We start from the raw sequence: 26,294 nt of genomic DNA, 5'->3' as shown, positions 1-26,294 counted from the left end.
GCGGCCGTGGACACTATGAGGGCCCGAGAGCTGGCGCTCGATCTTCCCGAAACGGTCGAGCAATCGCATTTCGGCAAGGCTGACTTCCGCGTCCGCAACCGTATCTTCGTCTCGCTGCCCGAAGCCGACCGTGCTGTCGTCAAGCTCGACCGGGACCAGCAAGAGATGATGGCCGCGGCTGAGCCATCGGTTTTCAGGCCCGTGACAGGCGGCTGGGGCCAAAAGGGATGGACGTCGATCATGCTCGAAGCCTGCGACGAACAGACATTCCGCAGCGCCGTTCGGACGGCCTGGCGAAACGTCGCCCCGCCGGCGCTACGGAAGCGCCTCGACGCGAGCCAAATTTAAGCTTGAGCAGTTCGAGCAAAGTGTGAAGCGGTTTTCCCGGGAAAAGCGCATAGCGCTTTGCCTAGGGAATTGCGTAAACCAAAGACCCTATGCCTTCTGGCTCTGCGCCTTGGTGGTGATGATCACGCCGATGGTGATGATCACCGCGCCGGCCCAGGTCAGCAACTGGTAGTGCTCGCCGAGGAAGATGGTTCCGGCAAACAGGCCGACGGCCGCCGCCACATAGCCGATCTGGCTGAGATAGACCGGACCGCCCACGGCCTGCAGCCGGAAGAAGAAGGCAAACATCGCCGAGGCCGAAGCGACTTGCGCCACGACAACCAGCGGCACGGCCCTGAGCGGGGCGAAGGCACTGAGGCCGAACAGCGTGAGAATGCCGATCAGCAGCAGCGTCGCCGAGGCCAGGTGGCTGCCGACGGCCAGTTCGATCGGACCGGTGCCTTCGGGCCAGTCGACGGTGCGATAGATATTGCCGGCGGCAAGGCTGACCGGGATCAAAAGTCCGGCCAGCACCCAGTAGACATCGGCCGGCTGGCCGGCCTCGCCGCGCGTCACCGCCACCATGACGGCGCCGATGAAGCCGACGGCGATACCGATACTGCCGAGCGTATTTGGCCGTCGAACGCCGAGCAGGATCGAAAACACCAGTGTGATGACCGGCGACAGCGTGAACATGATGCCGGTATAGCCGGCGCCGAGATGCGGGATAGCCGAAAACATCAGCAGATTGGGCACGGCGTAGGACACGGCGGCGGTGATGAAGAAATAGCGCAGTCTGTGCGAGGTGAGCCGCATGCGCTCGCCGTTCGCGAGCAACGCGCACAGCAGCACGCCCCCGGCGCCGAACGAGATGACGAAGGCCCAGACCATGGCCGGAACGCCGACAGCCGTCGCCAGCTTGCCGAACGGCAGGGTCAGGCCGAGCAGGCCGCCGGTGACGACCAGCAGGCCAAGCGCCGATTCCCAGAGAAATTTCATCGGATGGTCCCGTCACTCACTTGCGGCACTGGGTCGAAACTGTATCTTTAGGTAGCATACCACAAAGATTCTTAACGTCAAGATACTTAGCGGTGAGACAGATGGATCGCGCGGCAAAGGCGGTGGAGCAATGGAAGCGGGAACGGCCGGACCTGGAGGTGTCGCCAATGCTGGTGCTTGGGCGGCTGAACGAAGCCTCGTCGCTAATCGCCCGCGAGCGCCTCGCCCCGCTGTTTGCCCGTTTCGGACTGCAGGCCGGCGAATTCGATGTGCTGGCGACGCTGCGCCGCTCCGGCCAGCCCTACGCGCTGACACCGACCGCTCTATACGAGGCGACGATGGTGACCTCCGGCGCCATGACCAACCGGCTCGACCGGCTTGAGAAGGCCGGACTGATCCTGCGCGGCCCGCACCCCAACGACCGGCGTGGCATTGTCGTGCAACTGACCGAAAAAGGTCTGGCCTTGATCGACGAAGCCCTGACCGCCCACGTCGCCAACGAGCATGAAATCCTCGCCGGGCTCACCGGCACGGAGCGGGGGGCACTGGCTCAGTTGCTTGGCAAATTGATCGATAGCGCCAGCTGATCGCTCAATTGCGCTCCTCGGGAAAACTCGGGATCGGCATGAAATCGATGCCATCCTCGGCCAAGCTCTTGGCTTCGTCCAACGTCGCCTCGCCATAGATGCCGCGCGCATCGCTCTCGCCGAAATGGATCTTGCGCGCTTCTTCGGCAAACTTGTCGCCGACATAGTCGGCATTCTCGCGCACCTTCTCGGCCATCGCCTTCAGTTGCGCCAAAGCCTGCTTCTGGGTTTCGCCCATGGCCAGCGCAATTGTTTCCTGCTTCCGCGCGGTGGAGACGGCTGGCGCCATCAGCGCCTTTTGCACCTTGTGCGAGCCGCAGCTCGGGCAATCGACGAAGCCGCGCTTCTTCTGCGTGTCGAAATCGTCATTGCTGCGAAACCAGCCCTCGAATTCGTGCTCGTGCTCGCAGATCAGGGCAAAGCGGATCACGAAGCCGCGCCCCTGAGCCGCGGCGCTTCCACTGCGCCGGCATTGACGGCAAAATCACGCGCGTTCTTGAGATTGGGGATTTTCTTACGCGCGGCCGACGACTGCGCCGTGTCGATCTCGGCGATGATCACCTCCGGATCGTCATGGTCGGCCTCGGCGAGAATTCGACCCCATGGGTCGACGATCAGCGAATGGCCATAGGTTTCGCGGCCATCCTCATGCAGGCCACCTTGTGCTGCAGCAACCACATAGGCGCCGTTCTCGATGGCACGGGCTCGCAGCAGCACATGCCAGTGCGCCTCGCCGGTCTGGCGGGTGAAGGCGGCAGGCACCGACAAGAGGTCGGCGCCGGCCATCGCCTCGGCGCGGAACAGCTGTGGAAAGCGTAGATCGTAGCAGACGGCAAAGCCGAGCCTAGCGCCGTCGATCTCGGTGACGACGGCCTCGGTGCCCGGCTCATAGGCGGCGGATTCGCGCCAGCTCTCGCCATTGTCGAGGTCGACATCGAACATGTGGATCTTGTCGTAGGTGGCAAGGGTGGCGCCGTCCGGCCCAAACAGCAGCGCCCGGTTGGCGAGCTTGCCGTCGGTGCGCAGGATGGCGGTCGAGCCGATGTGCAGGAAGACGCCGAGTTCGCTGGCGAGCTTGCGCGCGGCCGCCACGACGATGTCCTTGTCTTCCAAGGTGAAGGAAGCAGCCCTGGCTTCCTTGTCGCGGATCAGCGCACCGGTCATTTCCGGGGTCTGGATGTAGGTTGCACCGAGGCCTGCCGCTTCGCGCACCAGCCGTTCGAGATCGACCGCGTTGCGCTCGGGGCTCTCGCCCGAACGCATCTGGATCGCCGCCGCCTTGAAAATACCCATCGTCACGTCCTCTTTGAGCAATTCCAGGAAAAGTGTGTAACGGTTTTCCGTCCGGAATTGCATAAAAACAAAGACATAGAGCGGCCCTACGAACCGCTCTTTGTCGTCGAGCCGTTGGCAAGCAGCCTGTCCAGCTGCCCCCGTGCCTCCAACTCGTGGAGGTCGTCGGAGCCGCCGACATGCGTGTCGCCGATGAAAATCTGCGGAAAGGTCGAGCGGCCATGCGCCCGCGAAATCATTTCCTGGCGCAATTCCGGCGAAAACGAAGCGTCATGCTCGGTGTAGGCGACGCCCTTGCGGTCGAGCAACCGCTTGGCCGCTGCGCAATAGCCGCACATCATACGGGTGTAAATCGTCACATCGAGCATCGGTCCGTGCCTTTCTTTGCCCTTATATAGTCGCGGACTCGTCGGCCCGAAAGTCCCCCGGCAGGACACGCGCAAAGGTCAGCACATCGACCGCTCCGGCGCCGCCCTTCTTCAGCGCCTTGGCGACCGAGCGCACGGTAGCGCCGGTGGTGTAGACATCGTCGACCAGAAGCACGCGGCGCCCAGTGATCTCGATTTCGGCTTCCGCAGGCACACGGAAGGCGGCGCGGACATTGGCCTCGCGCTCCTGCCGCTCCAGCCCGACCTGCTGGCGCGTGAGCTTGACGCGCCGGACCGCCGAGGGCGAGAAAGGCAGCCCGCTAAGCTGCGCAACCGCCCTTGCCAACTCCGCCGACTGGTTGAACTGCCGGCGAAAGAAGCGCCGCCAGTGCAGCGGCACCGGTACGACGACATCGGCGTCTGCAATTAGCTCGGCGCCGGCGCGCAGCATCCAGCGCGCCATCCATGGCGCCAGATCGGTGCGGTCCTGGTATTTCAGCCCTTGCACCATCTGGCGGGCGACACCGGAATAGGCCACGGCCGCCCGCGCCCGCTCGAACGGCGGCGGATCGGCGATCGCCTCGGCCGACAGGAACCCCTCGCCCATATCGTGGGTGAATGGCGTGCCCATGACCGCGCACCATGGCCGCTCCAGCAGCCTCAGCTTCGGCCAGCAGGCGCCGCACAAAACGCCGGGTTGCGAGACGTGCCTGCGACAGCCGGCACAGACCGGCGGGAACAGCATCCGCGCCGGCCAGTCCAACATGGCCAGTTTCAACATGGTTTGAGCGAGGCTCTTGATCTCCATCACCGGATCGGCCACGTGGTTTTGTCGTCCGCGCCAGGATATCACTAGACGGACAAACAGGATGTCTACCGTTGCAGCCGATCATCGATACTGAACTTTGGCTGGTGCGCAAGCGCAGGGCCCTAGCCCACCCCGTAGCCGGCGCGGATTTTCTGATGCGGCGGGCGGCGGAAGACCTTGCCGACCGGCTTGGCGCGGTCGAGCGGAAATTCGGCAAGGCCGCGGTGCTGTTTTGCCAGACGCCGGACGCAACGGACGTGGTCGCTGCAAGCGGCAAGGCAGCGGAGATCGTGCGCGTCGAGGCAGATCCAGCGTTTCTGGACGGCCGGCCAGGGCTGGTAGCACCGCTGGAGACAGTGCCGTTCCAGCCGGAAAGCCTCGACCTCGTCGTTTCGCTCCTGTCGCTCCAGGCGATGAACGACATTCCCGGCATGCTGGTGCAGATCCGCCGCGCGCTCAGGCCCGACGGGCTTTTTCTCGGCGCCTTTGCCGGCGCCGGCACGCTTTCCGAATTGCGCGAAAGCCTGCTCGCCGCCGAGACCNAGACCGAGCTCTATGGCGGCGCCAGCCCGCGCGTCATCCCCTTCACGGATGTTCGCGATGCCGGCGCATTGCTGCAGCGCGCCGGACTGGCGCTGCCGGTGGCCGACGTCGAAACTGTGACGGCGCGCTACGATACTCTTTTCGACCTCACGGCCGATCTCAGGGCGATGGGCGAAACCAGCGCGCTGACCGATCGCAGCCGGCGACCGGGAGCGCGAAAGCTTTTTACCCGTGCCGCCGAACTCTATGCCGAACGCTTTTCGGACGCTGATGGCCGCATCAGGGCAAGCTTTTCCATCGTCTGGATGTCGGGCTGGGCGCCCGATGCATCGCAGCAAAAGCCCTTGAAACCGGGCTCGGCGAAGGTCTCGCTGAAGACAATACTGGAAGATCCCGGCGGGCGGTGACGACGCTCCGGATCAGTGCTCGGCGAAGGCATTGGCAAGCTTGCTGTTGGTATCACTGAACAAAAACTGGATCGCGGTGGTGACCTTGCCGATGCCGCCGACGATGGCAAGCGACAGCACGGCGACGATCAGGCCATATTCAACGGCCGTGGCGCCTGTTTCGTCTTGCAAAAATCGGCGCAGCAATGGCTTCATGATCGTCGATCCCTCTCATCCCCGACCATATCGCCGACCTGTTAAGAAAGGTTAACGGCACAAGCTTAACAGGCTGTGAAATGGGCCTGCGTTGAGGAAGTTCTCAAGCTGGTGTCGACCTTGTTGGTCAGCAGTCGCCGCTGCGTTGGCCGTCGGCGCGGATGATGCAGACTGAGCTCGGTGAGGGCTGCAGCACGCTTCTGCGCAGCGTATAGGTGGCCCGCGAGCCGATCGAACCCGTGCTCATCGGGTCGAGACCGCCTGCAAGAGCATCGCGGCTGGATGATCGCGTCTGGTTGTCCAGCACGGGGACCGCAATCAGCGCCAGCGCCACTGCGGCCGAGCCGAACAACAGCGTGACGCGCAATATGCCGACGCCGGCGGCGCGAAAGCTGCGATCCGGCCGGATCGAGTCCCATTCCCTGTCGAGGCTCATGCAATCGCTCCCCGCGAACCCGCTTTGCCGCAATTTTTCACGACGAGATAAATCTTCCATTAACGCTGGCTAGATCAGACCGCGAAATGGCTTTGTATCACAACAGGTCGATGAGGAACTGGATCAGCGGCGCGTCGGCCGGCGGCATGGGATAGTCGCGCATCTGTTTTGGCCGCACCCATTTCAACGCCTGCCCTTCCCTGGGCTGCGCGATGCCGCGAAAGCGGCGGCAGACGAAGAGCGGCATCAGGAGATGGAAATCATCATAGGAATGGCTGGCGAAGGTGAGCGGCGCCAGGCAGGGGATGTCGGTCTCGATTCCGATCTCTTCTTGCAGTTCGCGGATCAGGCATTGTTCCGGCGTCTCGCCTGGCTCTACCTTACCGCCGGGAAATTCCCACAGGCCGGCAAGCTGTTTGCCCTCGGGTCGCTGCGCCAGAAGCACCCGCCCATCGGTATCGACCAGCGCGCACGCGGCGACCAGCAGCAGGCGTTTGCCGGTGATCTCGCTCATGCGCCCGGCGGCCGGCGATAGTGGTAGCGATAGACTTCGTCGAAGCCCAGCGAGCGATAGAGCGCCAGCGCCGGCGCATTGCCGGCCTCGACCTGCAGCCAGGCTTCGCGAGCGCCACGCAGCCTCGCCCACTTCAGCGCCGACAGGATCAGGTTGCGGCCATGGCCCTGATTGCGCGCCGACTTGGCGGTGGCGATCTCGAACAGACCGGCAAGATCGCCGTCATGGACGCAGATCAGCACCGCCAGAGGGTCGGCCCCTTCCTCCAGCGCAAACAGCCCGACTTCGGGTTGGATAGCGCCGATGATTTCCGAAAGACCGGGCCGCAGCGATGCATCCGAGCCGCTGACCTTGAGCGACGCGCCGAGAAAGCGGCTGATATCCTTCAGCGGAATCTGGTCCATGGCCGGCGCCAGTTGCGCGTCCGCCAGCGGCAGCCGCATCACCAGGGATTCGTCGAATGTGCTCCAGCCCTCATTGTCGAGATGCTTGGCCAGGTCCGGCCCCGACAGCGGCGAGATGCGGAAGGTCAGCGGCCTGCCATAGGCGTCGAAGCGCCGGCTGGCGCGGCCGATGCGCTCGGCAATGTGCTGGGTGTCGCCGGGATCGAGCGGGTTGACCGAGTTCAGCCGCTTGGCCGGATGGCCGGCTGTCAGCCGCACCACCCAGGTGCCGTCATAATGCACGGCCGCCGCCGGCCAGGCGCGAAACCCCGCAGCCTCGTAGCGGCGCACGATGGCGAGCATGCTTGCCGGATGCCTGGAAGCCAACTCCATCAGCTCCGGTAATCGCCATTGATGGCGACATATTCCTTGGTGAGGTCGCAGGTCCACACCGTCGCCTTGCCGCGGCCGATACCGATATCGGCGCGGATGCGAATGTCGTCGCGCTTCATATAGGCCGAGGTCGCTTCCTCGGAGTAGCCCGGGTCGCGTTCGCCCTCATGCGCCAGACGGTTGTCGCCGAACCAGATCGACAGCCGGTCGCGATCGGCCGGCTCGCCGGCCTTGCCGACGGCCATGACGACGCGGCCCCAATTGGCGTCCTCGCCGGCAACCGCCGTCTTGACCAGCGGCGAATTGGCGATGGACAGCGCGATGCGCTTGGCCGAGCGCGCCGATTTGGCGCCGGTAACGGTGACTTCGACCTGCTTGCGGGCGCCCTCGCCGTCGCGCACCACTTGCAGCGCCAGCGATTTGAGCACCTTGCCCAGCGCCCGGCGGAACGCGCCGAGACGCGCATCCTTGGGATCGCTGATGGCGGGCGCGCCGCGCTTGGCAGCGGCTCCGGTGGCGAACAACAGCAGCGTGTCGCTGGTCGAGGTGTCGCTGTCGACGGTGACGGCGTTGAAGGTCTTGGCCGTGCCGCGCGACAACAAGTCCTGCAGCACGGGGGCGGCAATCGGCGCATCGGTGGCGATGAAGGACAGCATAGTCGCCATATCGGGCGCGATCATGCCGGCGCCCTTGGAGATGCCATTGATGATGACGTCGGTGTCGCCGAGCTTGACCGTCGCTGTCGCCACTTTCGGATAGGTGTCGGTGGTCATGATGGCCTTTGCCGCCTCGGTCCACAGATCCGGCTTGCCGTCCTTGACCAGTCCGGCCAGCAAATGGCTGAATTTGGTGGTGTCGAGCGGCTCGCCGATTACCCCGGTAGAAGCGAGGAACACTTCGCCTGGCGTGCAGCCTGCGGCCTTGGCCGCGGCCTCGCCGGTCAGTTGGGTGGAGGCGCGGCCCTTCTTGCCGGTGAAGGCGTTGGCGTTGCCGGAATTGACCACAAGCACCCGCGCCTTGCCGGCGCCAAGGTTCTCGCGGCAGAAGTCGACCGGCGCCGAGGGGCATTTCGACTTCGTGAACACGCCGGCAACCGCTGTGCCGGCATCGAAGACCATGGCCAAGAGGTCGGTACGGTTCTTGTACTTGATCCCGGCCTCTGCGGTGGCGATGCGCACGCCCTCAATGGCAGGCATTTTGGGATATTTCTTCGGCGCGAGCGGCGAAATCGTTGCGTACATTGGGGACCTCGGGCGACGGAAAAACGCTGGGCGAAGGCCGGTTTGCCCGATAGCACGGCCCGGCGCAAGGGCGTTTTCTTGGCCGCCGCTGTGGGCAAGCCACCAGGGATTAAGCTTGCATTTCAAATCCGTTGGCGTCACCGGGGCCTCTGGCGTTATGATATCGGCCATGGGCAGGCTGGTGATCTTGGCGGTGGCGTTTATGGGGCTTTTGCTCCTGAGCGCCGATGCGCAGCCGGAACGGCGCGTGGCGCTGGTCATCGGCAATGGCACCTATGCCGAAGCCGGCACGCTCACCAATCCGGTCAACGATGCCCTCGATATTGCCGGCAAGCTGCGCTCGATCGGCTTCGACGTCATCGAGGGCAACGATCTCGGCAAGCGCGAACTCGAGCGCAAGATCGGCGAATTTTCCGATGCGCTCGAAGGTGCGGGCGTCGGGCTTTTCTATTACGCCGGCCACGGCCTGCAGGTGGAAGGGCGCAACTACATCGTGCCGGTCGACGCCCAGCTCGACATGCCGGTCAAGCTGCAGCTCGAAGCCGTGCCGATCGACGAAGTCCTCGACATCATGGAGCAGCAGACCAAGGTCAGCCTGGTCTTTCTCGATGCCTGCCGCAACAATCCCTTTGCCCGCAGCCTGAGCCGCACCGCCACCACGCGCTCGGCAACGGCGCTTGCCGGTCTGGCGCAGTTCGATTCGACGCGCGGCTCCTTCATCGCCTTCTCGACGGCGCCAGGCGCTGTCGCCATGGACGGCACCGGACGCAATTCGCCGTTCGCCGCCGCCCTGCTGCGGCACATGGCCGAGCCCGGCCAGAGCATCAACGACATGATGATCGCGGTGCGCCGCGACGTGGTCTCCGAAACCCGCGAGGGACAGCGCCCATGGGAACAGGGTTCGCTGCTCGAACGGTTTGAGTTTGTGCCCGGCGGCGAAACGGTTGCACAGCCGAAGCCCGCCGTCCCCCCGGCGCCCGAAACAAAGGTTGCGGCACTCGAACGGTCTGTAGGCGACGACAAGACCGCAATCGAGAAATTCCTGCGTGACGACTATCTTGCGCCCGATGCCGCGGCGATCGGCGAGACCGTCAAGCGGCTCTATGCGCCTTCCGCCACCATCTTCGGCACGCGCTATGACAGCGACGCCGTCGTCAAGCTCAAGACGGGCTGGTTCGCGCAATTTGCATCCTGGTCGTTCAGTCTCGAGCCCGGCAGCCTCGAGGTGACGCCGCAGGGCGAGAACCGCGCCGAAGCCGTGTTCGCGATGAGCTACGACTATGTGTCGAAAGACAAATCGGCGGCGCGCATGACCGGCAAGGCACGCGTCACGCTTGGGCTGGTGAAGAGCGACGGCCAGTGGCGGATCGCCTCGGAAACCTCGCAAGCGATGAACTGAAAATCCCCGCGAAGGGCGAATGTGAGACCTGCTTCTACAAGCGCTGGAAACGGGCCGTTTCGTTTGCCTGCCAGCTCACCTATATTGCCGGCGAGATTGTTGGCGAGGACAGACATGGGCGAGGATCCGGCGCGCAGATCGATCGGGGCGCGGCGCAACCCAGACAGCGCCGAGGCCATTCTCGAGGCCGCGGAGGCGGTGCTGGTCGAGGCCGGCTATGCCGGCTTCTCCATAGAGGCGGTGGCGCGGCGGGCGCGCGCCGGCAAACCCACGATCTATCGCTGGTGGCCGAGCAAGGCGGCCCTGCTGCTGGAGGTCTACAAGCGGCAAAAGCGTGTCGACGTCCCCGATACCGGCAGTCTCGAAGACGACCTCGTCGGTTTCCTGAGGAACCTCTTCGCGCATTGGCGCGACACATCCTCGGGCAGCGTATTCCGCTCGCTGATCGCCGAGGCCCAGTCGGACGAAGCGGCGGCCGCGGCCCTGACTGGCTATGCCGATGGGCGCGTGTCCCACACCGCTCGGATCATCGAGCGCGCCAAGGCGCGCGGCGAGGTTGCGGCCGATATCGACGCAGCGCTGGTCGCCGACCTCATCGCTTCCTATGCCTGGAAACACCTTTTGACCAACCGGCTGGACGAAGATGAGGCGACAATCCGTGCCACTGTCCGCTATGTGATGGCAGGCATCTCCCGCAATTGAAAAGGGCGCCGAACGGCGCCCTTTTGCATGTTTTTCGGTGCCGGCCTTACTTGCCGGCTTCCATCGTGTCGACGGCCTTCTTCAGATTGGCGTCGGGGATTTCAACCTTTGCGGCGCCGCGCAGCTGCTTGACCAGTGCGAAATACTTGTCGCGGATCACCGCCTGCTTGGCCTGGTCCTTGACGTCGTCGAAGGCCGGCGGCTGTTTGGTGCGCTTGTCCTCGAGCTTGATGACATGCCAGCCGAATTGCGTTTGCACCGGCTCCTTGGTGTATTTGCCGATTTCGAGCGCAACTGCCGCCTTGTCGAATTCCGGCACCATCTGCCCCGGGCCGAACCAGCCGAGATCGCCGCCATTGGTCTTGCCCGAGGGATCGCTGGTATGCTCGTTGGCGAGCTTCTGGAAGTCGGCACCGCCATCGAGCTGCTTGATGATCGCCTCGGCCTCTTCCTTCGTCTTCACGAGGATGTGACGGGCATGAATCTCATTGACCGGCGGCGTGCTGGCGATTTCTTGGTCGTAGCGGGCGCGCACCTCGGCATCGGTAACCTTGTCGACGACGCCCTTCTCGACCATCTCGCCATGCAGCGCGCGCTGCTGCAGGAACGCCATGCGGCGCTGGAATTCGGGATCCTTGTCGAGCCCGGTAGCGACCGCCTGGGCGGCCATGACGCGGATTTCGATGGCCGCCGAAAGGGCGGCGGCGCGGCGCTGCTCGGGTGGCAACTGCGAGAACTGCTGCGACAGCTCGCCCTCGGCAAGCCCAAGGTCCGCCTCGGTCAGCTTCTGGCCATTGACGGTAGCGATAACGGCGTTCGGATCGACGGGGGCTGCCGCCGGCGCTGCTGCGGCAGCGGCCGGGGCGGGAGCGGCTTCCTGGGCCATCAGCGGAGACAGCGACAGGGCCGACAGGCCGAAAGCCAAGCCAAGGCTGGCGAGCGACGCACGGCGAAACAGTAAGGACATCAAGATTAACTCCAAGGGGGGATTGGTAGGGCTTGCAGATCAGCCGGATTGTGGCGGAATTTGGCGCTGCCCATAGGGCTAACGCGGCGTTGACATCAGTTGAGCCCCCTCTTATCTGTCCAACGACTTTGCGTCCAGAACCGTTTTCCGGGCGCTTTTTGTGTTTGTCCGCGTTTCACGCGGAATTGATGGGGCCGGCCGGCGCTCATCTCAAAATTGAGAATTCTATCGAAAGGACCATCGGATGGTCAGTCTCGGCGGTCTCGCCCGTAAGGTTTTCGGTTCCTCCAACGATCGTCGCGTAAAATCGACCCGGCCGCGTGTCGAGGCGATCAACGCCATGGAAAACGAGATGCGGGCGCTGTCCGACGCCGAGCTTCAGGCCCGCACGGAAAAATTCCGCCAGGATATCGCCAACGGCGCCACGCTCGATGACCTGCTGGTGCCGGCCTTCGCCACCGTCCGCGAGGCATCCCGCCGCGTGCTCGGCATGCGCCCGTTCGACGTGCAGCTGATCGGCGGCATGGTGCTGCACAATGGCGGCATCGCCGAAATGCGTACCGGCGAGGGCAAGACCCTGGTCGCCACCCTGCCCGTTTATCTCAACGCGCTTGCCGGCAAGGGCGTCCATGTCGTCACCGTCAACGACTACCTTGCCACCCGCGACTCCGAATGGATGGGCCGCGTCTACAAATTCCTCGGCCTCTCGGTCGGCGTCATCGTCCATGGCCTGTCCGACGAGGAACGCCGCGTCGCCTACGCGTCCGATGTTACCTATGCCACCAACAACGAGCTCGGCTTCGACTATCTGCGCGACAACATGAAGTATGAGCGCGCGCAGATGGTGCAGCGCGGCCACAATTACGCGATCGTCGACGAAGTCGATTCCATCCTGGTCGACGAGGCGCGCACGCCGCTGATCATTTCCGGTCCGCTCGAGGACCGTTCGGAAATGTACAACACCATCGACGCCTTCATGCTGCAGCTCGGCCCGGCCGACTACGAGATCGACGAGAAGCAGAAGACCTCGATCTTCACCGAGGAAGGCACCGAGAAGCTGGAAAACCTGCTGCGCGCGGCCGGCCTGCTCAAGGGCGAGTCGCTCTATGACGTCGAGAACGTCGCCATCGTCCACCACGTCAACAACGCGCTGAAGGCGCACCGGCTGTTCCAGAAGGACAAGGACTACATCGTCCGCAACGACGAGATCGTCATCATCGACGAATTCACCGGCCGCATGATGCCGGGGCGCCGCTATTCGGAAGGCCTGCACCAGGCGCTCGAAGCCAAGGAGCATGTGGCGATCCAGCCGGAAAACCAGACGCTGGCATCCGTCACCTTCCAGAACTATTTCCGCCTCTACAAGAAGCTGTCCGGCATGACCGGCACGGCGCTGACCGAGGCCGAGGAGTTCGGCAACATTTACGGCCTCGAAGTCACCGAGATCCCGACCAATCTGCCGGTCATCCGCAAGGACGAGGACGACGAGGTCTACCGGACGGTCGAGGAGAAGTACAAGGCGATCGTCAAGGAGATCAAGGAAGCGCGCGCCAAGGGCCAGCCGACGCTGGTCGGCACCACCTCGATCGAAAAATCCGAGCAGCTGGCCGAGCGCCTGCGCAAGGAAGGGTTCAAGGATTTCGAGGTGCTGAACGCCCGCCATCACGAGCGCGAAGCGGCCATCGTCGCCCAGGCCGGCAAGCCCGGCGCCATCACCATCGCCACCAACATGGCGGGACGCGGCACCGACATCAAGCTCGGCGGCAACGCCGAGATGCGCATCGAGGACGAACTGGGCGACATGCCTGCTGGTCCCGAGCGCGAGGCGCGCGAAAAGGAAATCATTGCCGATGTCGAGCGCCTGAAGGAAAAGGCGCTAGCCGCCGGCGGCCTCTACGTGCTCGCCACCGAGCGCCATGAATCGCGCCGCATCGACAACCAGCTCCGCGGCCGCTCCGGCCGCCAGGGCGACCCCGGCCGTTCGAAATTCTTCCTGTCGCTGCAGGACGATCTGATGCGCATCTTCGGCTCCGAGCGCATGGACGGCATGCTGCAGAAGCTTGGCCTCAAGGAAGACGAGGCCATCATCCATCCGTGGATCAACAAGGCGCTGGAAAAGGCGCAGAAGAAGGTCGAAGCGCGCAACTTCGATATCCGCAAGAACCTGTTGAAATACGACGACGTCTCGAACGACCAGCGCAAGGTGGTGTTCGAGCAGCGCATCGAATTGATGGACGGCGAAGGACTGTCCGAGACGATCGCCGAGATGCGCGAAGGCGTCATCGAGGAGATCGTCACCAAGAACATCCCCGAAAACGCCTATGCCGAGCAGTGGAACGTCGCCGGCCTCAAGGCCGAGGTCGCCGAATTCCTCAATCTCGACCTGCCGGTCGAGGACTGGGTCAAGGAAGAAGGCATCGCCGAGGACGACATCCGCGAGCGCCTGACCAAGGCCGCCGACGCCGCCGCCAAGGAGCGCGCCGAGCGCTTCGGCCCCGACGTGATGAGCTATGTCGAACGCTCGGTGGTGCTGCAGACGCTCGATCATCTGTGGCGCGAGCACATCGTCAACCTCGACCATCTGCGTTCGGTCGTCGGCTTCCGCGGCTACGCCCAGCGCGATCCGCTGCAGGAATACAAGAGCGAGGCGTTCGAGCTGTTCCAGGCGCTGCTCGGCAATCTGCGCCAGGCCGTCACCGCGCAATTGATGCGGGTCGAACTGGTCCGCCAGGCCGCCGAAGCACCGCCGCCCGAAGCGCCTGAAATGTTCGGCAGCCACATTGACGGCACCACGGGCGAGGACGATTTCGAGGGCGGCGAGACCGCACTTCTGGTCCGCCAGGAGAGCAACGCCATCGTCGCTCCCGAAGACCGCGATCCGAACAACCAGGCGACCTGGGGCAAGATCGGCCGCAACGAAGCCTGCCCCTGCGGCTCCGGCAAGAAATACAAGCACTGCCACGGCGCGTTTGCCTGATCATTCGTTAGGTCGGCGGGACAGCGCCCCCCTCTGTCCTGCCGGCTTTCGTCGCTCGGAAAGCCAAGCAGTTGGCTTTCCGTCCGCTAACGCGGACCACGCCTCAACCCCCTCAAGGGGGGAGATCAGCAGCTTCGGCGCCGTGTCTTCTTTCAATTTCGACAATTGGCGAAAGCCGCAATGACAGCCAATCTCCCCCCTTGAGGGGGAGATGTCCGGCAGGACAGAGGGGGGCGCGAAGGATCGCCGACCTTCGCGTTCGTCAAACCTCACAACAACCCTGAATCCCTTGCCGCCGCCGTCGCTTCGCCGCGCGAGACCGCGTCCAGCTTGCCCAGCACCGCCGAGACATGGTGATCGACCGTCTTTGGCGAAATCGTCAATTGCTCGGCGATCCGCTTGTTGGAGAGACCACGTTCGATCAGCTGCAGCACCTGCATCTGGCGCAAGGTGAGGCCGGCGAGGTTGGCGCGCGTCGAGCGGCGCGGGCCGCGGGCGATGCCGCCAACGCCGTTCCTGCGCATGATATCGCGCAGGCGCTGGGCCGCCGGCCTTGCCCCCAGGCCGTCGAAAATATCCAATGCCAGACGCTGCCCCTCGTCATCGCCGAGGATGAGCGCCAGTCCGCGCTCGTATGGCGCATTCAATTCGGACCAGAGTGCCGAAGCCGAACGCCAGTCGCCGGTCAGGAGCAGCCGGTATGGTGTCGCCATCTCGGCGGTGTCGCCGGCCGGCATATCGGGAGAGAGCAATGTTCGCCACAGAGCCAGCTCACCGACATGGGCACGCGAGCGCACCGGCGTTTCGGCGCGGGTGATCAGCGCCAGCGCCTCTTGCCTGTCGGCCAGGCCCAGCCATGCCTGCTCCGCCATCAGCGCCGCGTAAGAGCTCAGCATCTGCAGGTCGCCGCCGCTTCCGACCAGACGCGCCATTTCGGCGAACAGCGGCTCGGCCGAGGGATCGCCGCGCCTCAGGCGCAGTTTCGCCAGTGCCAGCAGCGCCGGAAACCGGCCCACGGTGGTTGTCCGCTCATTGTCGATGACATCGCTTGCCGTCGCGGCGGCCTCATCCCATTGGCCCTGACGCAGTTGCACATCGGCCAGCATGCCCCTGAGATAGTCGCGCCAGGTGCCGAGGTCGTTCTCGGTGCAATAGTGGATGCCGCTCTCGAGCACCGGACGTGCCGCGTCGTAGCTCATCTGGGTGATCTCGAAACAGGCGCGGTTGGTGAAGGCGCGCGCGGCATGTTCCTGGAAATTGCCTTGGAGCGCAATTTCAAGGCTTTCGTCGAGGCGCAGGCGTCCGGCATCCGGATTGAGCCACTGCTCGACGCAGCCGACATTGTTGAGGGCATGCGACGCGATGTCGGGACGGTTCATGCGCGCAGCCAGCGCGGCTGCCTTCTCGCCATAGAACAGCGTGTCTTCCACCCTCTCCGAAAGCATCGCCAGATGCGAAAGGTTCGAATAGGCCATGGCGAGTTCGGGACCGGCGGGAGCCGCTTCCAGCATAGCCACAGCCTCGGCGCCGAAGGCGGCCGCCGCCTCGCGGTCATCGCCCATTTCGCTCAGCCGGGAGAGCCATCTCAGGCTGTCGCCTTCCTTCAACCTGTTGCCGTCGGCCTGATGCAACCGGCGCGCCTCTGCCTGCGACGCGAGAGCCTCGGCGATCTTGCCAATGAGATGGCATTCGAAGGCATGTCTTTCGTAGAGTTCCGAACGTTCCGTGGCCGGCAGGCTGTCGGCCTGCTGCAAGGCGATCTCGTAATAGCCGGCGGCATCGCGATGGGCGCCGACGCGCGACGCCTCGCGCGCGGCGATCGGCGCAAGTTCGCGCACCGCCGCCAGATTGTGCGCCTCGACCGCATGATGCACCAGGCGGCCTGTTGAGACGTCGCCATTTTCGAGCAGCGCAGCCAAAGCGCGCTGGTTGAATTGCCGCCTGTGCGACGTCGTCAGCATCATTTCGATGGCGCGCCGCGCGATGTCGTGGCGGAAGGCATAGCCGTCGCCCAGATCGTCGAGCAGGCCGTTGGCGACACACTCGGCCAACTGGCCGGCGCTGGCGACGCCGCACAGGCCATGCAGGGCCCAGGCGTCGGCGCGGCGCGGAAACACCGACACCGCGTCGAGCATTGCCCGGGCGCCAACCGACAGCCGTTCAGCCCTTGCCAGCACCGCGTCGCGCACGCTTGCCGGCAGTGCCATTTCGTTTTCGGCCGACAGCAATTCGGTGACGAAGAAGGCATTGCCTGCGGTCGCCCGGTAGATGGCGTCGCCATCGCGTCCGGCCGCATCGGCGAGCGACAGCACGGCCGCCTCGCTAAGCAGCGGCACGTCGATACGCGCCACGCTGCCGGCTGGGATTTCGCCAAGGGCGCGGCGCACCCGCATCTGTCCTTCGCTGCGGTCGGTGCGCGCCGTGAGCAACAGCAGGATATGGGTGTTGGCGATACGCCGGCCGAGGAAGCGCACGAAATCGAGCGTCGCATCGTCGGCCCAGTGCAAATCTTCGATGATCAGCAGGCTCGGCCCCTTGGCCGCGAAGGCGTCGAGCGCATCGGAAAACAGCGGCAGTCTCTGCCCATGCCGGGCATCGATTGCGCGCGGCAGCGCCCATTGCGCCTCACGGGCCAGATCGTAGAGCGGCCCCAGCGGATCTGGGATCGACAGATCCTCGCAAGCGCTGCGCAACATTGCCGCGCTTTGCCCGACACGGGCCGCGAATGCCTCGACAAGCGCCGTCTTGCCGGCGCCGGCCTCCCCGGCCAGCACGGCGACGCGGCCATGGCCGCCTATTGCATCGCCAAGCAGTGTCTCCAGCTGCTGCAGCTGCGTCTGCCGTTCCAGAAGCATCATTGTCATCGTCTCACAGGATCGGAGTTTTCCCACCATGGCGGGCCGCTCACGATTAGCCCGTGAAGAAAGCGCCGCAATGTGACTTTGCACACATTGCCGTGCCTCTTTCCACAAAGAACGACGCCAATACAGGGAATCGTCCCGTCCAATATGGGGAATCGTTCCGATGCGCGGGCCGGGCCGGCGTGGTCAACGTCCAGCAGCGCTCCGATCGAGCGTGAACCAATGGAAAAGGAAGTCTTCCATGCCTCGGTATCTGATTGAACGCACATTTCCGGACGGCCTCAACATTCCGATGACCGACATCGGCGCCAGCGCGGTCGGCGGCGTCGTCATGCGCAATGCCGAAAAGGGCGTCACCTGGATCCAGTCCTTCGTCACGCCCGACAAGAAGCACAGCTTCTGCATCTACGACGCGCCGACGCCCGAAGCTATCCGCAGCACCGCTCAGAAAAACTCGCTGCCGGTCGACAAGATCACGGAGGTGCGGGTTCTTGACCCTTACTTTTACCTCTGATCCTGCGTTCGGTCGCCACGATGATGAGCATCAAACTGTCCTTCGTGGCCATGGCGAACTGCCTGATGGCCTGCCGCTCGGTGGAATCGGGCCTGTCCTGGGAAAGACCGGCCGGCCAACCTCCGTGCTCGGCCGTCTATGGCGGTTCGCGTCGAAGCTGCCTGCGTATCTGTCTGAAAGGCGGCGCTTGCCCCCGGAAGGCGGCTATCTGAGGCGCGACATCGGGCTATCGGAGCGGGACGTCCCGCAGGAATATTGGCAATATTACTTTTGGGATCGTTGATTTTGCACGGTTTTTAATGGCTGCGGCCAAAGCCCGGCAACGGAAGCCGCATCGCATGAACCGGGACGGACAAACCAAATCCTAAACCAACGCCGCAGGCGTTTCGGCATCGGCCGCCGCCGCCTCGAGCGTCAACAAACGGACGGAAGACCATGACCAAAATGCTTTGGACGACACGCTTCGCGGCTTTCGCCGCCATCTCGATCGCGGCGGGTGCGGCCGCCCAGGCACACGACGCCAACCCGTTGGCCGAAAAGGTGCGCGCAGCCAACAGCCGCTTCGAAAATGTGGCAGCCGCCACCGCCGAAGGCTATGCCCCCATCCCTTGCGCCAGCGGCATCACCGGCGGCGCCATGGGCATCCACTATGTCAACGGCGCCTATCTCAAGGACGATGCCGTCGATGTCGCCAAGCCCGAAGCGGTGATGTACGAGCCGACGGCCGACGGCAGCCTGAAGCTGATAGCGGTCGAATACATCACCTCGAAGGGCCCGGCCTCGCTCGAAGGCCAGCTGTTCAACTTCAACAGCGCCCCCAATCGCTACGGCCTCGGCCCGTTCTACGAACTGCACGTCTGGGCATGGAAACAGAACCCGACGGGCGCCTTCGCCGACATGAACCCGAACGTGTCGTGCGACGCCATGAAGGGGATGTAACGCTCCGACACCTCCGGCACCGGACACACCCGGTGCCTGGCCATCCCCCTTGGCGGGGGAGGGGCGAGCGAAACGCCGACCGGCTCCCCAGTCTTCCCCGGCGTTCGCTCGCCTTTTATTATGCCCCGGCATACGATGACGCACCTTGCACACGCGGCCGTCCTTGGCCCCTCGGCGCACCCGCACCTGCCCACCCTTTCTTAAGGTGTTTCGGATACATCGAAAGCTTGAAAAGAGGCGGAAAACGGAGAGACATCGGGGTGCGGTTTTCCGCGGCGACGACGGCCGGGCGGTTCTTGCCGCAGCGCTTGGCGCTGCGCATGGGGCCGCTGCTTGGCCGGATCGATGCGGTGCTGTTCACCGCCGACGAGCGCGGCGAAGCCGGGCGCATGTCGCTGATCGCCTTTGCCATCCGCATCGTCAGCGCCGTCATCGCCTTCATCAGCCAAGTGCTGATGGCGCGCTGGATGGGCTCGTTCGAATACGGAATCTTCGTCCTCGTCTGGGTGACGATGGTCATCGTCGGCAACCTCGCCTGCCTCGGCTTCCACACTTCGGTGATCCGCTTCATCCCCGAATACCGCGAACGCAACATGCTCGCCGAACTGCGCGGCATCGTGGTCGCCAGCCGCCTGTTCGTGCTGATTGCCTCGACCGCGATCGCCGGGCTTGGCGCACTGGGCGTCTGGCTGTGCGCGAACTGGATCGAGAGCTACTATGTAATGCCCTTCATCCTCGGCCTGTTCTGCCTGCCGATGATCGCCATGGGCGATCTGCTGCAAGGCCAGTCACGCGCCAATTCCTGGGCGTTGTTTGCGTTGTCGCCGACCTATCTGGTGCGGCCGGTGCTGATCCTGGCGCTGATGGCGCTGATGCTGGCAATGGGCTATGCGCCCGACGCCAGGACAGCGATCTTCGCCTCGATCGCCGCCACCTACGCCACCACGCTCGGCCAGCTCATCGGCGTGACCACGCGCATGGGCAGGAATATCCCGTCCGGGCCGATGAAGGTGCATTTCGCCGAGTGGTTCATCGTCTCGCTGCCGATCTTCCTGGTCGAAAGCTTCTTCTTCCTGCTCACCAACGCCGACGTGCTGATGGTCGGCGCCTATCTCCAGCCCAATGACGTCGCCGTCTATTTCGCCACCGTCAAGACGCTGGCGCTGGTGCATTTCGTCTATTTCTCCGTCAAGGCCGGCGTTGCCCAGCGTTATGCGCAGTTCACCCATGGCGAACCGGAAAAGCTCGCCGCCTTCGCCCGCGAGACCGTGTCGTGGACGTTCTGGCCGTCGCTGTTGATGGCGCTGCTGGTGCTGGCGCTCGGCGAACCGATGCTGGTTCTGTTCGGCCCGGAATTCACCGCCGGCTATCCGCTGTTGTTCCTGCTGGTGTTCGGCGTCGTGGCGCGCGCCGCCGTCGGCCCGTGCGAAAGCCTTCTGACGATGAGCGGCAACCAGAACATCTGCGCCGCCGTCTATGCCATGACGCTGGCCTTCAACATCGGTCTCAACGTGGTGCTGATCCCGTTCTTCGGCCTGTGGGGGGCGGCGATCGCCACCAGCCTCGCCATGGTCTTCGAGGCCAGCGCCCTGTCCTTCACCGTCTGGCGCAAGCTCGGCATCGTCATGCTGATCTTCGTGCCCGCCGCCAAGGGAGATGCCTGATGGCCGCCATCCCGCTGATCGAGGAAACCAGCGGCGGTCCGGCCGGCGCCATGGTGTCCGGCCTTGCCGGCCTGGCGCGCGACGCCGATCCGGCGCATCTCGAGATCCTCGCCAGCAACCGGCCGCTGCGCAAGCTGGCGATCTATCCGGCTTCGGCCGGCTTCGAGCTGGTCGAGGAACTCGACTTTCTGTGCACCCGCACGATCGAGCCCAACGTCTTCTTCAACCCGCGCTTTCTTGCGCCGGCCATGCCCCGGCTGGAAGATCGCGAGGTCAAGCTGGCGGTGATCCGCGACGGCGACGAATACCGCAACCGGCTGCGCCTGCTGGTGCCGTTCTCGGTCGAAAGGCCGGCCGTGCCGCTCGGCGTTCCGGTGATGCGCACCTGGTCGAGCCCGTTCGGCCCGATCGGCACACCGCTGGTCGACCACGACGACCCGATCGGCGTCGTCGAGGATTTCTTCGGCATGCTGTCGCGGCCGCATCTCAAGCTGCCGAAGGTCTTCGTGCTGCCCGACATGCGCCTCGACGGCCCATTGGCCAGCGTGCTGGCCACCGTTGCCGAGACGCGCGGCCTGACGATGGTCACCACCGGCAAGGCGGACCGGCCGGTGCTCGAAAGTACGCTCGACGGCGAGGCGTATCTGAAGGCATCGCTGCGCGCGCACCACTACCGCGAATTCCGCCGCCTAAAGCGGCGCCTGGGGGATCTCGGCAGGCTGGAACATGTCGTGGCGCGGGGACCGGACGAAATCCGCCACGCCATCGAAAGTTTTTTGACGCTGGAAGCCGCCGGCTGGAAGGGCCGCGAGCGCACCGCCATGGCCATCGACCGCTACCGCGCCGCCTTTGCCCGCGAAGCCGTGCACCGGCTGGCCGAGCACGACATGTGCCGCATCCATTCGCTGACGCTGGACGGCCGCACGATCGCCTGCCTGGTCGTCTTCGTCGAGGCCGGCGTCGCCTACACCTGGAAGACCGCCTATGACGAGACGCTGGCGACCTATTCGCCGGGCACGCTGTTGATGATCAAGGTGACCAGGCAGCATCTCGACGACCCCAACATTATGATGACCGATTCCTGCGCCGTGCCCGACCATCCGGTGATGAGCCGGCTGTGGAGCGAGCGCAAGCCGATGGGCTCGCTGGTGATCGGGCTGACTCCGGATGCCGACCGCCTCGCCCGCCAGGCAGCCTCGCAGTTGCATCTCTACCGCGAGACCCGCAACATGGCCCGCCTGCTGCGCAACCGCGTGAAGAGTTTGCTGGGACGGCGATAGCCACTGGATCAACGGCAAGACACCAGCTATGGGTCGGCGCGGCAATTTCGGCCGGCCTTCACGACAAGCCATCCTGATGATCAGAACCTTTTTGCGTCACGCCGGTCCCCGTGCGGCCTTTTCGCTGCTTGCACTGCTGCCTGTCCGCGCCTGGGCCGATAGCTGTCCCGAGGATTGCAGCGAGCCCGCGCCGTCCATCAACATCTACAGCCACACCGCCGCCGGCCATCTCAGCCCGGCCACGCTGGGTGCACTGCCGCGCGTCTATGTGCCGAACCGCTCGTCCAACAGCGTCACGGTGATCGACACCATGACGCTCAAGGAAGTCGACAGGTTCCCGGTCGGCAGCAAACCGCAGCACGTCGTGCCGTCCTGGGACCTGAAGACGCTCTGGGTCGCCAACAATGGCACCGGCAAGAACGGCAGCCTGACGCCGATCGACCCGATGACCGGCAAGCCCGGCCCGCAGATCGCCGTGGACGATCCCTACAACTTGTATTTCATGCCGGGCGCGGCCATCGTCGTCGACGAAGCCCTGGAGCGGCTCGATTTCCGCGATCCCCACACCATGGCGCTGAGGTCGAGCCTGCCGACGCCCACTTGCCCCGGCATCAACCACGCCGAATTCTCGGCCGACGGGGCCTACGCGATCTTCACCTGCGAATACGACAAGGGCGGATTGGCCAAGATCGACCTGAAGAACCAGAAGGTGCTTAGCCATCTCGACCTCTCGAAAATGGGCATGCCGCAGGACATCCGCCTCTCGCCGGACGGCAAGGTTTTTTACGTCGCCGACATGATGAATGACGGCGTCTTCCTCGTCGATGGCGACAGTTTCAAGGAGATCGGCTTCATCCCGACCGGCATCGGCGCCCATGGCTTCGTCGTCAGCCGCGACGGCAAGCGGCTCTATGTCTCGAACCGGGGCTCGCACAAGATGGAGCAGGGTCAGGCAAAGGGACCGGGCAGCGTGACGGTGATCGACTTCGCTACCCGCGCGGTCGTCACGCAATGGCCGATCCCCGGCGGCGGCAGCCCCGACATGGGCAACGTCAGCGCCGACGGCAAACAACTATGGCTGTCCGGCCGCTTCGACAGTGCCGCCTACATGATCGACACGACATCGGGCGCGGTGACCAAGTTTCGGGTTGGCTCAGAGCCGCACGGCCTGACGGTGTGGCCGCAGCCGGGGCGGTATTCGCAAGGGCATACGGGGAATATGCGCTAAGTCCGTGTTCGAGGCGCGGCTCGAACGCAAAAGGTCGCAAGGGCAACCGCCCATCGGCCGGGACCCGCAACGAGCAGGGGCTTTCCTTGGAAACCGCGAAGCTGTAGCTCCACACACTGGTTTCGGATACTGCCAGAAGATGAACCTTCGCCGCATCGTCCTCATCGTCGCGCTTCTCAATCTTGCCTATTTCGGGATCGAGTTCGCTGTGGCGCTCGCCATTGGATCAGTGTCCCTGTTCGCCGACAGCATCGACTTTCTTGAAGATGCTTCCGTGAACCTCCTTATCCTGCTCGCACTTGGCTGGTCTGTGCGCTCCCGTGCGCGGGTGGGGATGGCATTGGCGCTCATCCTTCTCATGCCGGGTCTGGCAACGCTCTGGACGGCTTGGGAGAAGTTCAACGTGCCGGTGCCGCCGCAGCCCATCGCCTTGACCTTGGCGGGACTTGGTGCCCTCGCCGTCAACCTGTCCTGTGCCTACATGCTGGCCGCGCACCGGCATCGTGGCGGCAGCCTCACAAAGGCGGCCTTCCTGTCGGCCCGCAACGACGCCTTGGCCAACATCGCCATTATTGCCGCAGGGTTGGTGACGGCCTTGCTCTGGCATTCCGCGTGGCCCGATTTGGCGGTGGGATTGGGGATCGCGGTCATGAACGCCGACGCGGCCCGCGAAGTGTGGGAAGCTGCCCGTGAAGAACACCGTGCGGCGGCCTGAGAGCACGTAGAGCGGGGCTACCGGCCGCCGCTGATTGGCGCTATCGCTGTCATCCTCAGCAGCCGCGGTTGGCTCTGTGTTCGAGGCACTGTTCGAACCCGGAGGGTTCGCAAGGGCGACCGCCCGTCGGCCGGTCAGGCCGCCCCATCGGAGCCCATGAGCGAAGCGAACTGGCGTGAGATCAAAAATGGTGCCCCTAGCCGGAATCGAACCAGCACTCCTTGCGGAACTCGATTTTGAGTCGAGCGCGTCTACCAATTCCGCCATAGGGGCTCAGGCCAGGAGGCCTGGATGGGCGCGGACTATACGGTCGGAGGCCTGTTCGTCAACTGGCCAAATGCGCCGCCGTGCCCTGCTTGCGGCAAAAGCCCGCCTTTCTGTTTCATGACGCTCCTGCCATTGTGCGGCGCGGAAAATCTTTCTAGACAGACGCGCATCAAAGCGCGTTGCGTCTGGGCAACCTGCATCCAGGAGAGCCGATGCTTCGCGGACTTTACGACTGGACCTTGTCGCTGGCGGCCCGCAAATCCGCCGAATGGTGGCTGGCCTTCATCGCCTTCGTCGAAAGCTCGGTGTTTTTCATACCTGCCGACGTCTTGTACCTGCCCATGGCGTTGGCGCGGCCCGAACGCGCCTATCGCTATGCGCTGACCGCCACTGTCGCGTCGGTGCTGGGCGGCATTGCCGGCTGGCTGATCGGTTACTATGCCTACGACACGATAGCACGGCCGATGCTGGAGCACTTTGGCGGCCTTGACGCGTTCGAGAGGTGGCAGTCGGCCGGCACCGGGCTGATGCTGGTGCTGCTTGTCACATCGGGTGCCGCCCACTTGCCGCCGATCAAGGTGGTCACCATTCTGGCAGGCGCCCTCCACGTCAATCTTTTCGTCTTCATCGTCTCCGCCATCCTGGCGCGTGGCGCCCGTTTCCTGCTTCTGGCCTGGCTGCTGCGCCGCTATGGCGAAGAGATCAAGGAATTCATCGAGAAGCGTTTGGGATTGATCGTCGGCGCCGGCGCCGCCGCCCTGATTTTGCTCTATATCCTCGTCAAATACGCCTTCTGACCGCCCAAGGCGGGCGGTGGGTCAGGACTATGCCGGCGGACGGCGAATTCAACGGACGAAACATGACAGCCACGATGACAGCCGATACCGGACGCCAGCGCACGCGCACCGCTTTGTTTCTCGCCGTCGCCATGGCCGCCACGGTCGGCTCCGCGCTCGCCTTCCAGCACATAGGCGGCTACATCCCCTGCCATCTCTGCCTGGAGCAGCGCACGCCCTATTATATCGGCGCCCCGCTGATGCTGCTGGCGGTGATCGCCTCGATGTTCAGCGCACCCGCATGGCTGACGCGCGGCCTGCTTGCCGTCGGCGGCCTGCTGATGCTCTACGGGCTCTATCTCGGCGTCTATCATTCGGGCGTCGAATGGGCCTGGTGGCAGGGCCCGGCCGATTGCACGGCCGGCGCCGGCCCGGTCGACACCGGCGGCAAGGGCGTGCTCGACGCGCTCGACAAATTCGTGCCGCCATCGTGCGACAAGGCAGCCCTTCGTATCCTCGGCCTGTCGCTGGCCGGGTGGAACGCCATAGCCAGCTTCATCCTCGCCGCCATCGCCTTCCGCGGCGCGCTGGCGCGCGACTAATCAAGTGCGAGGTCGCGCCATGCGGCCAGTCTCTAAATGTTGGCACCGCCCCTCATTGCCCTGCCGGGCATTTCTCCCCGTGTAGTGACGGGGAGAAAGACGCAGTCATCAATGGTTTCGCCAATCCCGAACGCTGAAAGAAGGGCGCCAGATTTGCAGCCAATTCCCTTCTCCCCGTCACAATACGGGGAGAAGGTGGCGCAGCCGGATGAGGGGCAGCACCTGACATCGGCGATTGCCCTGGCAAGGCCGATCGGGCCAATCCCTACGGCTCCAACTCCACATCCCAGTAGAGATAATCCATCCAGCTTTCATGCAGATGGTTGGGCGGGAACAGCCGGCCATTGTTGTGCAGGTCGTGCACGGTCGGCTGGTAGGGCTTCTGCAGCGGCCACATCTTGGCGTGCGCCGGCATCATGCCACCCTTCCTCAGATTGCAGGGTGAACAGGCGGCCACGACATTCTCCCACGTCGTCGCCCCGCCGCGATGGCGCGGGATGACGTGGTCGAAGGTCAGATCCTCGGGCGTGCCGCAATACTGGCACTGGAAGCGGTCGCGCAGGAACACGTTGAAGCGGGTGAATGCCGGGTGCCTCGACGGCTTCACATAGGCCTTCAGGCTGACGACGCTGGGCAGCTTCATCGAAAAGGTCGGCGAAGACACCGCATGCTCGTATTCGGCGACGATGTTGACCCGGTCGAGGAACACCGCCTTGATGGCGTCCTGCCAGGACCAGAGCGACAAGGGGTAATAGCTGAGCGGACGGTAATCCGCATTCAGCACCAGCGCAGGAAGCCCATCCGGAGATACGGCAACCGTCACTTGTTGACCTCCTCGTTCTAGAACCGATCGGCGCGGATACTGTAAGCCCGACATGACAGGGATGTGAAGCGGATTGTCATCAGCCA

General features: G+C 64.3%; 28 protein-coding genes and 1 tRNA gene. 15 read left to right on the top strand and 14 right to left on the bottom strand.

The features are described from left to right. Window positions 1-15: 15 nt before the first annotated feature. The gene (locus X733_RS153855) at window positions 16-348 is read left to right on the top strand and encodes an MmcQ/YjbR family DNA-binding protein (RefSeq protein WP_023685781.1); all 333 of its coding nucleotides are present in this window, start codon (window positions 16-18) and stop codon (window positions 346-348) included. An 87-nt stretch (window positions 349-435) separates the two neighbouring features. Here the strand turns inward: X733_RS153855 and X733_RS153860 are convergent, their stop codons facing one another. Continuing rightward, window positions 436-1,326 (bottom strand): DMT family transporter, encoded by an 891-nt coding sequence (locus X733_RS153860; RefSeq protein WP_023818505.1) that lies wholly within the window; start codon window positions 1,324-1,326, stop codon window positions 436-438. Between the two features lie 101 nt (window positions 1,327-1,427). On the opposite strand from X733_RS153860, the gene X733_RS153865 reads away from it, so the two are divergent. After that, on the top strand, window positions 1,428-1,913 hold the full coding sequence (locus tag X733_RS153865; protein ID WP_023672979.1) for a MarR family transcriptional regulator: 486 nt from the start codon (window positions 1,428-1,430) through the stop codon (window positions 1,911-1,913). Between the two features lie 4 nt (window positions 1,914-1,917). On the opposite strand, the gene X733_RS153870 is transcribed toward X733_RS153865, so the two are convergent. From X733_RS153870 to X733_RS153885, 4 genes are all read right to left on the bottom strand, one after another. After that, window positions 1,918-2,343, bottom strand: a complete 426-nt coding sequence (locus X733_RS153870) for a DUF1178 family protein (RefSeq protein WP_023672980.1) — start codon at window positions 2,341-2,343, stop codon at window positions 1,918-1,920. Next, the gene (locus X733_RS153875) at window positions 2,340-3,206 is read right to left on the bottom strand and encodes a carbon-nitrogen hydrolase family protein (RefSeq protein ID WP_023748462.1); all 867 of its coding nucleotides are present in this window, start codon (window positions 3,204-3,206) and stop codon (window positions 2,340-2,342) included. Before X733_RS153875 ends, X733_RS153870 begins: the two co-directional genes overlap by 4 nt. Window positions 3,207-3,292: 86 nt before the next feature. After that, the gene (gene grxC / locus X733_RS153880; protein ID WP_023672982.1) at window positions 3,293-3,574 is read right to left on the bottom strand and encodes a glutaredoxin 3; all 282 of its coding nucleotides are present in this window, start codon (window positions 3,572-3,574) and stop codon (window positions 3,293-3,295) included. A 22-nt stretch (window positions 3,575-3,596) separates the two neighbouring features. Further along, window positions 3,597-4,355 carry a ComF family protein gene (locus X733_RS153885; protein WP_245274413.1) on the bottom strand — a complete coding sequence of 253 codons (759 nt, stop codon included), beginning with the start codon at window positions 4,353-4,355 and terminating at the stop codon, window positions 3,597-3,599. Window positions 4,356-4,453: 98 nt separating this feature from the next. On the opposite strand from X733_RS153885, the gene X733_RS153890 reads away from it, so the two are divergent. Then, a complete protein-coding gene (locus tag X733_RS153890) occupies window positions 4,454-5,332 on the top strand; it encodes a methyltransferase domain-containing protein (RefSeq protein WP_023818503.1) in 879 nt (292 codons plus the stop codon). A 12-nt stretch (window positions 5,333-5,344) separates the two neighbouring features. Here X733_RS153890 and X733_RS153895 read toward each other — a convergent pair whose 3' ends face one another. The 5 genes from X733_RS153895 to argJ form a co-directional block, all read right to left on the bottom strand. Beyond that, window positions 5,345-5,527: a Flp family type IVb pilin gene (locus X733_RS153895; protein WP_023818502.1), complete on the bottom strand. Its 183-nt coding sequence runs from the start codon at window positions 5,525-5,527 to the stop codon at window positions 5,345-5,347. A 127-nt stretch (window positions 5,528-5,654) separates the two neighbouring features. Further along, complete coding sequence (locus X733_RS153900; RefSeq protein ID WP_023818501.1) at window positions 5,655-5,963, bottom strand: hypothetical protein; 309 nt, start codon at window positions 5,961-5,963, stop codon at window positions 5,655-5,657. Between the two features lie 97 nt (window positions 5,964-6,060). Continuing rightward, the gene (gene mutT / locus X733_RS153905) at window positions 6,061-6,477 is read right to left on the bottom strand and encodes an 8-oxo-dGTP diphosphatase MutT (protein ID WP_023685791.1); all 417 of its coding nucleotides are present in this window, start codon (window positions 6,475-6,477) and stop codon (window positions 6,061-6,063) included. Next, window positions 6,474-7,223: a GNAT family N-acetyltransferase gene (locus X733_RS153910; protein WP_023713717.1), complete on the bottom strand. Its 750-nt coding sequence runs from the start codon at window positions 7,221-7,223 to the stop codon at window positions 6,474-6,476. The genes mutT and X733_RS153910 overlap by 4 nt, the downstream gene beginning before the upstream one ends. A gap of 29 nt (window positions 7,224-7,252) precedes the next feature. Further along, window positions 7,253-8,494, bottom strand: coding sequence for a bifunctional glutamate N-acetyltransferase/amino-acid acetyltransferase ArgJ (gene argJ / locus X733_RS153915; RefSeq protein ID WP_023818500.1), 1,242 nt, complete (start codon window positions 8,492-8,494; stop codon window positions 7,253-7,255). A gap of 169 nt (window positions 8,495-8,663) precedes the next feature. Here argJ and X733_RS153920 point away from each other — a divergent pair, with 169 nt between their 5' ends. Together X733_RS153920 and X733_RS153925 are read left to right on the top strand one after the other, a co-directional pair. Next, complete coding sequence (locus tag X733_RS153920) at window positions 8,664-9,893, top strand: caspase domain-containing protein (RefSeq protein WP_023818499.1); 1,230 nt, start codon at window positions 8,664-8,666, stop codon at window positions 9,891-9,893. 114 nt (window positions 9,894-10,007) lie between these two features. After that, a complete protein-coding gene (locus tag X733_RS153925; RefSeq protein WP_023818498.1) occupies window positions 10,008-10,595 on the top strand; it encodes a TetR/AcrR family transcriptional regulator in 588 nt (195 codons plus the stop codon). A gap of 46 nt (window positions 10,596-10,641) precedes the next feature. Here the strand turns inward: X733_RS153925 and X733_RS153930 are convergent, their stop codons facing one another. Then, entirely contained in the window at window positions 10,642-11,562 is a 921-nt protein-coding gene (locus tag X733_RS153930) for a peptidylprolyl isomerase (RefSeq protein WP_023735173.1), read from the bottom strand. 244 nt (window positions 11,563-11,806) lie between these two features. On the opposite strand from X733_RS153930, the gene secA reads away from it, so the two are divergent. After that, complete coding sequence (secA, locus tag X733_RS153935) at window positions 11,807-14,539, top strand: preprotein translocase subunit SecA (RefSeq protein WP_023672992.1); 2,733 nt, start codon at window positions 11,807-11,809, stop codon at window positions 14,537-14,539. A gap of 269 nt (window positions 14,540-14,808) precedes the next feature. Here secA and X733_RS153940 read toward each other — a convergent pair whose 3' ends face one another. Then, window positions 14,809-17,397, bottom strand: a complete 2,589-nt coding sequence (locus X733_RS153940; protein ID WP_031193216.1) for a LuxR family transcriptional regulator — start codon at window positions 17,395-17,397, stop codon at window positions 14,809-14,811. Window positions 17,398-17,641: 244 nt separating this feature from the next. Between X733_RS153940 and X733_RS153945 the strand changes: the two genes are divergently transcribed. The 7 genes from X733_RS153945 (at window position 17,642) to X733_RS153975 (ending at window position 23,740) form a co-directional block, all read left to right on the top strand. After that, on the top strand, window positions 17,642-17,914 hold the full coding sequence (locus tag X733_RS153945; RefSeq protein ID WP_023673765.1) for a DUF4242 domain-containing protein: 273 nt from the start codon (window positions 17,642-17,644) through the stop codon (window positions 17,912-17,914). Further along, window positions 17,892-18,197: a hypothetical protein gene (locus X733_RS1000000167915; RefSeq protein WP_081740632.1), complete on the top strand. Its 306-nt coding sequence runs from the start codon at window positions 17,892-17,894 to the stop codon at window positions 18,195-18,197. The genes X733_RS153945 and X733_RS1000000167915 overlap by 23 nt, the downstream gene beginning before the upstream one ends. A gap of 152 nt (window positions 18,198-18,349) precedes the next feature. Then, the gene (locus tag X733_RS153955; protein ID WP_023686685.1) at window positions 18,350-18,853 is read left to right on the top strand and encodes a hypothetical protein; all 504 of its coding nucleotides are present in this window, start codon (window positions 18,350-18,352) and stop codon (window positions 18,851-18,853) included. 260 nt (window positions 18,854-19,113) lie between these two features. Continuing rightward, window positions 19,114-20,517, top strand: a complete 1,404-nt coding sequence (locus X733_RS153960) for a lipopolysaccharide biosynthesis protein (protein ID WP_023818495.1) — start codon at window positions 19,114-19,116, stop codon at window positions 20,515-20,517. Further along, on the top strand, window positions 20,517-21,797 hold the full coding sequence (locus X733_RS153965) for a GNAT family N-acetyltransferase (protein ID WP_023731050.1): 1,281 nt from the start codon (window positions 20,517-20,519) through the stop codon (window positions 21,795-21,797). Before X733_RS153960 ends, X733_RS153965 begins: the two co-directional genes overlap by 1 nt. A 76-nt stretch (window positions 21,798-21,873) precedes the next feature. After that, window positions 21,874-23,025 (top strand): YncE family protein, encoded by a 1,152-nt coding sequence (locus X733_RS153970; RefSeq protein WP_023818494.1) that lies wholly within the window; start codon window positions 21,874-21,876, stop codon window positions 23,023-23,025. Between the two features lie 139 nt (window positions 23,026-23,164). Next, complete coding sequence (locus X733_RS153975; RefSeq protein ID WP_023673757.1) at window positions 23,165-23,740, top strand: cation transporter; 576 nt, start codon at window positions 23,165-23,167, stop codon at window positions 23,738-23,740. Window positions 23,741-23,928: 188 nt separating this feature from the next. Here the strand turns inward: X733_RS153975 and X733_RS153980 are convergent. Next, window positions 23,929-24,013 (bottom strand) — tRNA-Leu (locus X733_RS153980). A gap of 206 nt (window positions 24,014-24,219) precedes the next feature. Here X733_RS153980 and X733_RS153985 point away from each other — a divergent pair. Both X733_RS153985 and X733_RS153990 read left to right on the top strand, forming a co-directional pair. After that, a complete protein-coding gene (locus X733_RS153985; RefSeq protein WP_023815696.1) occupies window positions 24,220-24,804 on the top strand; it encodes a YqaA family protein in 585 nt (194 codons plus the stop codon). 62 nt (window positions 24,805-24,866) lie between these two features. Further along, window positions 24,867-25,385 carry a disulfide bond formation protein B gene (locus X733_RS153990; RefSeq protein WP_023714966.1) on the top strand — a complete coding sequence of 173 codons (519 nt, stop codon included), beginning with the start codon at window positions 24,867-24,869 and terminating at the stop codon, window positions 25,383-25,385. Window positions 25,386-25,650: 265 nt separating this feature from the next. Here the strand turns inward: X733_RS153990 and X733_RS153995 are convergent, their stop codons facing one another. Further along, the gene (locus X733_RS153995) at window positions 25,651-26,208 is read right to left on the bottom strand and encodes an HNH endonuclease (protein ID WP_008874122.1); all 558 of its coding nucleotides are present in this window, start codon (window positions 26,206-26,208) and stop codon (window positions 25,651-25,653) included. Window positions 26,209-26,294: the final 86 nt, after the last annotated feature.

It is taken from the genome of Mesorhizobium sp. L2C066B000 (assembly GCF_000502335.1).
Taxonomy (GTDB): Bacteria; Pseudomonadota; Alphaproteobacteria; order Rhizobiales; family Rhizobiaceae; genus Mesorhizobium.
This window is presented reverse-complemented; position numbering and strand designations above follow the sequence as displayed.

Excerpts from the sequence above, each read along its gene's own strand:
- X733_RS153855 (WP_023685781.1), top strand. The coding sequence starts at position 16 with ATGAGGGCCCGAGAGCTGGCGCTCGATCTTCCCGAAACGGTCGAGCAA.
- X733_RS153860 (WP_023818505.1), bottom strand. The coding sequence starts at position 1,326 with ATGAAATTTCTCTGGGAATCGGCGCTTGGCCTGCTGGTCGTCACCGGC.
- X733_RS153865 (WP_023672979.1), top strand. The coding sequence starts at position 1,428 with ATGGATCGCGCGGCAAAGGCGGTGGAGCAATGGAAGCGGGAACGGCCG.
- X733_RS153875 (WP_023748462.1), bottom strand. The coding sequence starts at position 3,206 with ATGGGTATTTTCAAGGCGGCGGCGATCCAGATGCGTTCGGGCGAGAGC.
- grxC (WP_023672982.1), bottom strand. The coding sequence starts at position 3,574 with ATGCTCGATGTGACGATTTACACCCGTATGATGTGCGGCTATTGCGCA.
- X733_RS153885 (WP_245274413.1), bottom strand. The coding sequence starts at position 4,355 with ATGTTGAAACTGGCCATGTTGGACTGGCCGGCGCGGATGCTGTTCCCG.
- X733_RS153895 (WP_023818502.1), bottom strand. The coding sequence starts at position 5,527 with ATGAAGCCATTGCTGCGCCGATTTTTGCAAGACGAAACAGGCGCCACG.
- X733_RS153900 (WP_023818501.1), bottom strand. The coding sequence starts at position 5,963 with ATGAGCCTCGACAGGGAATGGGACTCGATCCGGCCGGATCGCAGCTTT.
- mutT (WP_023685791.1), bottom strand. The coding sequence starts at position 6,477 with ATGAGCGAGATCACCGGCAAACGCCTGCTGCTGGTCGCCGCGTGCGCG.
- X733_RS153910 (WP_023713717.1), bottom strand. The coding sequence starts at position 7,223 with ATGCTCGCCATCGTGCGCCGCTACGAGGCTGCGGGGTTTCGCGCCTGG.
- argJ (WP_023818500.1), bottom strand. The coding sequence starts at position 8,494 with ATGTACGCAACGATTTCGCCGCTCGCGCCGAAGAAATATCCCAAAATG.
- X733_RS153920 (WP_023818499.1), top strand. The coding sequence starts at position 8,664 with ATGGGCAGGCTGGTGATCTTGGCGGTGGCGTTTATGGGGCTTTTGCTC.
- X733_RS153925 (WP_023818498.1), top strand. The coding sequence starts at position 10,008 with ATGGGCGAGGATCCGGCGCGCAGATCGATCGGGGCGCGGCGCAACCCA.
- X733_RS153930 (WP_023735173.1), bottom strand. The coding sequence starts at position 11,562 with ATGTCCTTACTGTTTCGCCGTGCGTCGCTCGCCAGCCTTGGCTTGGCT.
- secA (WP_023672992.1), top strand. The coding sequence starts at position 11,807 with ATGGTCAGTCTCGGCGGTCTCGCCCGTAAGGTTTTCGGTTCCTCCAAC.
- X733_RS153940 (WP_031193216.1), bottom strand. The coding sequence starts at position 17,397 with ATGATGCTTCTGGAACGGCAGACGCAGCTGCAGCAGCTGGAGACACTG.
- X733_RS153945 (WP_023673765.1), top strand. The coding sequence starts at position 17,642 with ATGCCTCGGTATCTGATTGAACGCACATTTCCGGACGGCCTCAACATT.
- X733_RS153955 (WP_023686685.1), top strand. The coding sequence starts at position 18,350 with ATGACCAAAATGCTTTGGACGACACGCTTCGCGGCTTTCGCCGCCATC.
- X733_RS153965 (WP_023731050.1), top strand. The coding sequence starts at position 20,517 with ATGGCCGCCATCCCGCTGATCGAGGAAACCAGCGGCGGTCCGGCCGGC.
- X733_RS153970 (WP_023818494.1), top strand. The coding sequence starts at position 21,874 with ATGATCAGAACCTTTTTGCGTCACGCCGGTCCCCGTGCGGCCTTTTCG.
- X733_RS153975 (WP_023673757.1), top strand. The coding sequence starts at position 23,165 with ATGAACCTTCGCCGCATCGTCCTCATCGTCGCGCTTCTCAATCTTGCC.
- X733_RS153985 (WP_023815696.1), top strand. The coding sequence starts at position 24,220 with ATGCTTCGCGGACTTTACGACTGGACCTTGTCGCTGGCGGCCCGCAAA.
- X733_RS153990 (WP_023714966.1), top strand. The coding sequence starts at position 24,867 with ATGACAGCCACGATGACAGCCGATACCGGACGCCAGCGCACGCGCACC.